Origin of the sequence: Stappia sp. MMSF_3263, from assembly GCF_030733745.1 — a bacterium.
Taxonomy (GTDB): Bacteria; Pseudomonadota; Alphaproteobacteria; order Rhizobiales; family Stappiaceae; genus Stappia.
The window spans coordinates 25,660-34,182 of the sequence record NZ_JASHIK010000029.1; the positions used below are offsets into that span (position 1 = coordinate 25,660).

The 8,523-nt window shown below is 65.0% G+C and carries 10 protein-coding genes; 5 read left to right on the plus strand and 5 right to left on the minus strand.

Going from position 1 to position 8,523, the window contains the following annotated elements:
* The first annotated feature begins 1 nt into the window (after position 1).
* From RBB46_RS21460 to RBB46_RS21470, 3 genes are all read left to right on the plus strand, one after another.
* Positions 2-568 (plus strand): hypothetical protein, encoded by a 567-nt coding sequence (locus RBB46_RS21460; RefSeq protein WP_306031097.1) that lies wholly within the window; start codon positions 2-4, stop codon positions 566-568.
* Positions 569-1,003: 435 nt separating this feature from the next.
* A complete protein-coding gene (locus tag RBB46_RS21465) occupies positions 1,004-1,393 on the plus strand; it encodes a CidA/LrgA family protein (RefSeq protein WP_306031098.1) in 390 nt (129 codons plus the stop codon).
* Positions 1,390-2,109 carry an LrgB family protein gene (locus RBB46_RS21470; protein ID WP_306031099.1) on the plus strand — a complete coding sequence of 240 codons (720 nt, stop codon included), beginning with the start codon at positions 1,390-1,392 and terminating at the stop codon, positions 2,107-2,109. The genes RBB46_RS21465 and RBB46_RS21470 overlap by 4 nt, the downstream gene beginning before the upstream one ends.
* A 15-nt stretch (positions 2,110-2,124) precedes the next feature.
* Here the strand turns inward: RBB46_RS21470 and RBB46_RS21475 are convergent, their stop codons facing one another.
* The gene (locus RBB46_RS21475; RefSeq protein WP_306031100.1) at positions 2,125-3,381 is read right to left on the minus strand and encodes a VWA domain-containing protein; all 1,257 of its coding nucleotides are present in this window, start codon (positions 3,379-3,381) and stop codon (positions 2,125-2,127) included.
* Positions 3,382-3,386: 5 nt separating this feature from the next.
* Positions 3,387-4,322: a MoxR family ATPase gene (locus tag RBB46_RS21480; protein ID WP_306031101.1), complete on the minus strand. Its 936-nt coding sequence runs from the start codon at positions 4,320-4,322 to the stop codon at positions 3,387-3,389.
* A 201-nt stretch (positions 4,323-4,523) separates the two neighbouring features.
* Here RBB46_RS21480 and RBB46_RS21485 point away from each other — a divergent pair, with 201 nt between their 5' ends.
* A complete protein-coding gene (locus RBB46_RS21485) occupies positions 4,524-4,793 on the plus strand; it encodes an usg protein (RefSeq protein ID WP_306031102.1) in 270 nt (89 codons plus the stop codon).
* A 606-nt stretch (positions 4,794-5,399) separates the two neighbouring features.
* On the opposite strand, the gene RBB46_RS21490 is transcribed toward RBB46_RS21485, so the two are convergent.
* A complete protein-coding gene (locus tag RBB46_RS21490) occupies positions 5,400-6,221 on the minus strand; it encodes a tRNA1(Val) (adenine(37)-N6)-methyltransferase (protein ID WP_306031103.1) in 822 nt (273 codons plus the stop codon).
* Entirely contained in the window at positions 6,218-6,472 is a 255-nt protein-coding gene (locus RBB46_RS21495; protein WP_306031104.1) for a DUF2007 domain-containing protein, read from the minus strand. The genes RBB46_RS21490 and RBB46_RS21495 overlap by 4 nt, the downstream gene beginning before the upstream one ends.
* A 193-nt stretch (positions 6,473-6,665) precedes the next feature.
* Between RBB46_RS21495 and RBB46_RS21500 the strand changes: the two genes are divergently transcribed.
* Positions 6,666-7,682: a polyprenyl synthetase family protein gene (locus RBB46_RS21500; RefSeq protein ID WP_306031105.1), complete on the plus strand. Its 1,017-nt coding sequence runs from the start codon at positions 6,666-6,668 to the stop codon at positions 7,680-7,682.
* A 109-nt stretch (positions 7,683-7,791) separates the two neighbouring features.
* On the opposite strand, the gene RBB46_RS21505 is transcribed toward RBB46_RS21500, so the two are convergent.
* The coding region (locus RBB46_RS21505; protein ID WP_306031106.1) for a formyltetrahydrofolate deformylase at positions 7,792-8,523 on the minus strand (732 nt) is incomplete at its 5' end.

Consider the following 8,523-nt stretch of genomic DNA (forward strand, 5'->3'; position numbering starts at 1 on the left):
CGTGTTCGTCGCGCCGCAAGGCGGCAATTCGCTCGACGCGATCCTGGCGGGAACAGCCTGTCCCAAGGAGTTTGATGTCCTGTCGATCGACATCGATTCAGACGATCATGCCGTCTGGAGCGGTGTTGCGGACTATCGGCCGAAAATCGTGATCATCGAGTACAATCCGACCATCCCCAACTCGTCCGACTACGTACAGCCGATCGGCAGCTATATCGGAAATTCCGCCGGGGCGCTCTACAAGCTGGGACGCGAAAAGGGCTACGATCTCATCGATGCGACCGAAACCAACCTGATCTTCTGCCGGACCGACCTGCTTGACGCGTTTGGACTGACGGCGGTCGACCTGGATACCGCCCGCCCGGATGTCGGTCATATCTTCTTCGGTTATGACGGGTCAGTGCGGGTCACCGGCCGTTTGACATCCAATCCCTGGACCGGAAAGTCGCTGCATACGACGGTGACGGGCCAGGAGCCGAGCCTGTCGGAAATCCGCAAGCTGCTCAGTCGCAAGCTGCGCCGCCTTGTCAGGAAGCTCCGTGCCAGGCTGATACCCCGTGCCGGCTGACCGCCTGCGTTGCGGTGCTCGGAGATAGCGGGAGCTGCGCGCGTGAAAGGGCCGGCGTCGGCGCGATCGCCGGGCCGGCAGCTCTCATCCTGCCGGCGTCGAGCACGGCCGTGCCGAGTGCGAACAGCGTTGCTGTTGCAAGAACACAGGCAACCACTGCAGGCAGAACTGCGCCCGCTCGCCTGCTTGACTGCATCGTCCGTTCCGTCAGTTTCATCATCATCTCCGGCATCCGTCGAACCTTGCGCTTCTTTCAAGAGAACGCACAAGACAAGCTTTCGGTTCCACGTCCCTATACTTGAGATGAATGGAGGGGCTGGCGATTTCAAGGCAGGCTCTTGCCGAGAATGTGGCATTTCGGTGAGGAGCCGGGTGGTGGCTTCCGGCATTTGATGATGCACTGTTGTCGACTTGATCCGCAAAAGGGGACGCGAAATGCTCGGCGCCTTGACATTCATCCTGTGCTGCCAGCTTGCCGGAGAACTCCTGGTCGAGGCATCGGGCCTGCCCGTGCCGGGGCCGGTTGTCGGCATGGTGCTGCTGTTCGCTTGGCTGATGCTGCGCAAGCGCGAGGACAAGGAGCTGGCTGCGACGGCGGACGCGCTGCTGCGCAACCTGGCGCTTCTTTTCGTTCCCGCCGGCGTTGGTGTCGTCCTCCATCTTGGCTTGCTCGGGCGTGAGGGTGTCGCCATCTCGGCGGCCCTCATCGTCTCGACGCTCGCGACCGTCGCGGTCACGGCACTGGTGATGCAATGGACCCTGCGCGGGGAGGGCGGGGGCAAAGGCGAAACCGGCGCATCGGCCGACGGGGAGGGCGGCCGATGAGCACGCCCCTTGAGCAGATCTGGGTCTATCTCTCGGCCAGCCCGCTGGCCGCCCTGACTGTCACCCTTGTCGCCTACCAGGCCGGCTTTGCGCTGTATCGCAGATCCGGATACCACCCGCTGGTCAATCCCGTTCTGATCGCGGTCGCGATCATCGCGGGACTGCTGGTCGGCGGAGGCATCGACTATTCGGTCTATTTCGACGGCGCGCAGTTCGTGCATTTCCTGCTCGGCCCGGCGACGGTGGCGCTTGCCATTCCGCTCTACCGGCAGATCGAACGGGTACGCCGCTCTGCGATGGCGATTGCCGTAAGCCTGGTGGCAGGCTCGGCTTTCGCGGCCGTCTCGGCCGTCGGCATTGCCGGGTTTCTCGGGGCCTCGGACGCGACGCTGGCCTCGTTGGCTCCCAAGTCGGCGACCGCGCCGGTCGCCATGGGCATTGCCACCTCGCTCGGCGGGCTCCCCTCGCTCACCGCTGTCCTGGTCATTCTGACCGGCATCCTGGGCGCGGCGCTCGGGCCGCTTGTGCTCGACCTGGTCCGGGTGAGGGACTGGCGGGCGCGGGGCTTTGCCATCGGCGTCGCCGCCCATGGCATCGGCACCTCGCGGGCGCTTCTGGTCAACGAGACGGCGGGAGCCTTTTCCGGGCTGGCGATGGGGCTGAATGCCATCGCCACCGCCCTGTTGGTGCCGTTTCTCTGGCGTCTGTTCTTCTAACCGGGGGCCGGCTCGTCAGCCCGCCGCCTTGAGCCAGTGACGCGGGTCGACCGATCCGTCCGGCCGGGCACTGCCGGAGAGCGCCCGGCAAAGATCCTCGACCGTGTCGAGCGAATGCACCGAGCGGAACTCGTCGACATGCGGCAGCATCGCCCGGACCCCCTTGGCGCGCGCCTGGAAGCCGTCGAAGCGCAGCAGCGGGTTCAGCCAGACCAGTCGTCGGCAGGAGCGGTGCAGCCGGTCGATCTCGCGGGCGAGATCCTCGTCTGTATCGCGTTCCAGCCCGTCGGTGACGAGCAGGACGATGGGGCCGCCCGACATCACCCGGCGCGACCATTTCCGGTTGAACTCGGCCAGTGCCGTGGCGATCCGGGTTCCGCCCGACCAGTCCTCGACGCCCTCGGTGCAGGCGATCAGTGCCTCGTCCGGATCCTTCATCCTGAGCTGCCGGGTGACGTTGGTCAGCCGTGTGCCGAACAGGAACGTATGGACGTTGCGGCGCTCTTCGGTCAGCGCATGCAGGAAATGCAGCAGGATGCGGGTGTACTGGCTCATCGAACCGGAAATGTCGCAGAGCGCGACGATCGGCGGCCGGCGCATGTCGGGGCGCTTGTGGCGCAGGTCGATCATGTCGCCGCCGGTCCTGAGCGAGGCGCGCAGCGTCCGGCGCGGGTCGATGCGGCCGCGCGGCGCGGTGACGAAGCGGCGCAGGCGCACCTTCTCCATCGGCATCACCATGCGCCGCAGCGCGGCCTTGGCGGCGCGGATCTCCTCCGCGTTCATCTGGGCGAAGTCCTTGCGCTGCAGCAGTTCGCGGCCCGACACGGTGAAGCGCGCGTCGATCTCCAGTTCCTCGCGCTCCTGGGTGCTCTGGCGGTCACGGGTTGCCTGGAAGGCCTGCGCGACGCGGGTCTGGCCTGCCTTCGGCTTTTCGGCCTCGCCGCGCGGCGGGGCGACGGGAGAGAGGATCGACAACAGCTTCTCGACCAGCCCGCGCGACTTCCAGTAGATGCGGAAGGCTTCGTCGAAGACGATGCGGTGCTCGCGCTTGCGCACGAAGACGGCGTGCAGCGTCCAGTAGAGATCGTCCCGGTTGCGGATGCCGGCAAGCTCGACGGCGCGCACCGCATCGACCACGCTTGCCGGCCCCACCGGCATGCCGGCGCGGCGCAGGGTGCGCGCGAAATGCACGATGTTTTCGGTGATGCGCCCGGCGGAAGCGCCGTTCCCCCCAGGCGCGCCGCCTTCGGCCGTGCCTGCCTGATCGGCCATTCGGGCTACACCGTTTCCTGTCCGGCGCGCTCCATGTCGCGGCGGATCTCGTCGATCATCTGGCGGGCGCGCGAGCCGCGCACACGATCGATGTCGTCCTGGTATTTCAGCAGCACGCCGAGCGTGTCGGAGACCATGTCGGGATCGAGCGCGATCTCGTTCAGCTCGGTCAGGGCGGTGGCCCAGTCGAGCGTCTCGGCAACGCCGGGCTGCTTGAACAGGTCCTCGTCGGTGCGCAGCATCTGGACGAAGGCGACAAGCTCGGCCATCAGCCGTTCGGCGGCACCGGGCACCTTGCGCCGGACGATCTCCAACTCGCGTTCCGCGTCGGGATAGTCGACCCAGTGATAGAGGCAGCGGCGCTTGAGCGCGTCGTGGATCTCGCGGGTGCGGTTGGTGGTGATGATGACGATGGGCGGTTCCTCGGCGCGGATCGTGCCGAGTTCCGGGATCGTCACCTGGTTGTCGGCCAGGACCTCCAGCAGGAAGGCCTCGAACGCCTCGTCGGCGCGGTCGAGTTCGTCGATCAGCAGCACCGGAGCACCTTTGACGGAGGGCTGCAGCGCCTGCAGGACCGGCCGCCGGATCAGGAACCGCTCGCCGAAAACGCTGCGGGAGAGATCATCGCGGTCGGTGTCGCCGGTGGCTTCCGACACGCGGATCTCCACCATCTGCGCCGCGTAATTCCACTCGTAGACGGCGGTGGAGATGTCCAGCCCTTCGTAGCATTGCAGGCGGATCAGGTCGCGCCCCAGCGCCTGCGACAGCACCTTGGCGATCTCCGTCTTGCCGACGCCGGCCTCGCCTTCCAGGAACAGCGGCCGCTTCAGCTTGAGGGCGAGCAGCAGCACGGTGGCGAGTGCGCGATCGCCGACATAGCCCTCACCGTCGAGCAGGGCCATGGTATCGTCGATCGAGGCGGGCAGCGGCGTTGAGGTCATCTGGTCTCCGTAAGCTGTCATCCTGAGGCACACCATAGTGCGAGGGCGCATGACTTGTCAGGTGTCCTAAAGGCCGAGGCACACATGGCATGGTATCTGGAAGTGGGCGATCTGCCGGAGGTCCGCTCTCGGGGGATTAACGCTTCGTTAAGCATGAATTCCGGACACTGTTGGCGGGGAGAGGTTACGGAGGTTCCGATCATGGCTTCGTCGGATTTTTCGCGCCAGCTTGAGGGTTACGGCCTGCTCACCGCCCAGATCCTCTATCACATGCCCGACCATCCCGGCCTGCTGCAGACATTTCTCTGGCAGACGCAGGACAAGGCTCCTGTCTTTCCGGAGTTGAAGCGCTTCCTGACATTCTGGGAACGCGACATCGACGGCAAGATCCATTCCGTCCGGATCTGCCATCGCGACCTGATCGGGCCGTCCGACTGGCGTCTCCTGGATGCGGAGTACCCGATCCACTGACGGATCGGTCCTGTCTGCGGTCCATTGCGCGGGGCGTGGCGTGGTGCCATGCCCCGCCGGACGGGAGCCGTTTCAGCTGAGATGGACGGGCGTCTTCGGCCGTGCGGCTACTTGCGGCGCCGATAGAAGCCCAAGGCGAGCTCGAGAGAGAACGGCAGGAAGAGGCTGATGCCGGTGAAGAAATAAAGAAAATTCAGAATCGGATAATTGTCATTATCAAATCTATGGAAGGCGTATATTGAAAATAATGCAAAATATACAGAGGAATAAAACTTATAACTGATATACTTTATTCCGATTTTGCACAGTTCTACCCATCTGAATATTAGGTATGATAATGCAAAGATGATTATAGCTACAACTGGCGGGTATTCTCCCAGAGTAAAAATGAGATAGGATGCGACGGCGAGGCACGAAATCAGCAGCAGCGACTTGATGTTGCCCTGTGCCGTTTGGGAGAGCCGCCACTCCATGAAAACCCTCAATCCTGATTGCAAGGAGGGTAGGCATAAAATATGATTATTACAATCATGTTTTAATGCGTGCGGTCCTGGCTCTCCAAAACCCGCGAATACCTGCAGCCCGGAATGTCGCCGGCGCCGCGTCTCAGCGGGGCGGCGGCGGCGTCAGTCCGGCGCCTTCGCGCATGATGGCGCGCGCCTGGGGGGTGAAATCGGATCCGGTGCCTTCGTGCAGCACGAAACCCGGCAGCAGGCGCATCGGCGCCCGGCTTGCCCGGATTGCGCGCAGCAGCACGCGCGTCGCGGCCGCTTCCGGTCGCGGCCGCAGCGGGATCACGTCGATGGCGCCGAACCGTCCTTTCAGCGCTTCCAGCAATTCGCCGAGCCCGTCGGCGCGGAAGATCATGGTCAGCGACCCGCCCTCGCGGACAATGTCAGTCGCGACCCGTGCCCATGGTTCCAGGCCACGCGCGTCGAGCACATGCGCGCCGGCCCGCGCATCGGCGGGGGAAGCGCGAAAGCGGCCGTCGGCATAGTAGGGCGGGTTGATGATCGCGTGGTCGGCGAAGGCCGGGACGAGGCCGGCGGCGTGCCGGGCGCTGCCCTTGGCGCCGATATCGGCCTCGATGATCGAGACGCGGCCGGCGAAGGCGGCGTTTTCCGGCAGTTCGAGCGCGCAGGCGGCAAGGTCGAGGGCGAAGCGGTCGCGGTCGACCAGCGTCACGCGCACATCCGCCAGCCGGGCGGCGAGACAAAAGCCCGCCGTGCCGACGCCGGAGCCGAGATCGACCACATGCCCCTGCGTCCCGGCCGGGACGGCGGCGGCCAGATAAACGGCGTCGAGACCGGCGCGGTGCCGGCCGCGTGCCGGTTGCAGAAGCTGCACCAGGCCGCCCAGAAAGGCATCCTTGGTGATCTCTTCGGTTTCCGCCGCCGGCTGGCCGGCGAGATCGTTCCCGCCGGTCATGCGCCGGCGGCCCGCCCGTTCTTCAGGGCGGAGGGGTCGAGTTCGTGTTCGAGCCCCGCCGCGACCAAAAGGCGCACGGCCGCGCCCTGGTCCTCCTCCACCACCATCACGCGCCGCGCAATGGCTCCGATCGAGCCCTCCAGCACGCTCATGTTGCCGTCGAGGACGAGATGCCCGATTCCGGCATCGCCGAGCAGCGCCTCGACAAAGGAAATCAGCACCATGTCGTTGGTACGCAGCAGAGGAACCATGTACTCGATTTCCTGTCCGTGTTCGCGGTGCCGCACCATACAAGACGAACGCCGGTTTTGCGACATGGTGATGGCGGCAGCTGATGTGTCGGGTCCGATGTCTTCAACAGTGCGTAGAGCGAAAGACGGCTTGCCGTGGGCAGGGGCGAGACCTATTGTCCCGGCGACACGTATCTGGAAAAGGTTGTTCAACGTGGGTGTGGTGGTTCCCTTGCGCGAAACCCGGTCCGAGCCGGCGAGCATTCAGCATCTGGTCGACCTCACAGCCGTCGGCATGGAGGCTGTGAACCAGCTGATCCTGTCGAAGGCCGGATCCAACGTCGAGCTCATTCCCGAGATCGCCCGGCACCTGATTTCCTCCGGCGGCAAGCGGCTGCGGCCGATGCTGACGCTGGCGATGGCGGACCTGTTCGGATATCGCGGCGAGGGCCATGTCGGGCTCGCCGCCAGCGTCGAGTTCATGCACACCGCGACGCTCCTTCATGACGATGTGGTCGACGAGAGTGACATGCGCCGCGGCAAGCTCGCCGCGCGCAAGCTGTGGGGCAACCAGGCGAGCGTGCTGGTCGGCGACTACCTGCTCGGCCAGGCCTTCAAGATGATGGTCGATGTCGGCTCGCTCGAGGCCTTGCGGATCCTGTCGAGCGCCTCGGCGGTGATCGCCGAGGGCGAGGTCATGCAGCTCGGAGCGGCGCAGGATCTGGGCACCAGCGAAGAGCGCTACATGCAGGTGATCGAGGCGAAGACGGCGGCGCTTTTCGCCGCAGCCGCCGAGGTCGGGCCGGTCATCGCCGACGCTGGCGAGGCGGACCGCGCTGGCGCGCGCGACTACGGAATGGCGCTGGGCCTGGCCTTCCAGCTTGTCGACGATGCGCTCGATTATGGCGGTTCGGCCGCGGATCTTGGCAAGGACACGGGCGACGACCTGCGCGAGGGCAAGATCACCCTGCCGGTCATTCTGGCCATCGCCCGGGGGCGTGAGGAAAACCGCGCCTTCTGGCAGCGCTGCCTTGAGGCGCGCGACGTCCGCGACGGCGATCTGGAAACCGCGATCACGATCATGCACGAGACCGACGCGCTGGCCGATACGGTGGTGCGGGCGCGCTCCTTCGGCGAGGAAGCCTTGACCGCGCTCGAAAAACTTCCGGCCGGCCCGCAGCGAGATGCGATGGCCGAAGCCGTCGAATTCTGCATCGCGCGCGTCAAATAACGACAATTTTTGCGCAGTTTTTTACAAGATTTGCGCGAAATATTTTCCACTTTGATGCAAAAGGCCGCCCCATCGGGCGGCCTTTGTCGTCGAGAGGCCGGTCTGTCGTTCAGCCCATGCGCTCGGAGGCGTAGCTGCCCGGGCTCGCCGGGAAGACGACGGTCTTGTTGCCATTGAGGAAGACGCGGCGGTGGATATGCGCGTGGATGGCACGGGCCAGCACCTGGCTCTCCACGTCGCGGCCGAGCGAGACATAATCGTCCGGCGACTGGGCATGGGTCACCCGCACCGTGTCCTGCTCGATGATCGGCCCCTCGTCGAGGTCGCTGGTGACATAATGCGAGGTCGCGCCGATCAGCTTCACGCCGCGCGCGAAGGCCTGCTTGTAGGGGTTGGCGCCCTTGAAGCTCGGCAGGAAGGAATGGTGGATGTTGATGACCCGGCCGGCCATTTCCTCGCACATGCGCGTCGACAGGACCTGCATGTAGCGCGCCAGCACCACGAGTTCGGCGCCCGTCTCCTCGACGATCGCCATCTGGCGCGCCTCGGCCTCCGCCTTGTTGGCCTTGGTCACCTTGATGTAGTGGAACGGAATGTCGTGATTGACCACCAGCTTCTGGTAGTCGAGGTGGTTGGAGATCACCCCGACGATGTCGATCGGCAGGGCGCCGATGCGCCAGCGGTAAAGCAGGTCGTTGAGGCAATGGCCGAAGCGCGACACCATGATCAGCACTTTCATGCGTGCCTTCTCGTCATGGAACGCGAAGTCCATCCCGAGCGGTTCGGCGCGCGCGCCGTGCGGGCCGAAGCGGCCGTGATCCATCACGAAACTTGCCGTGGC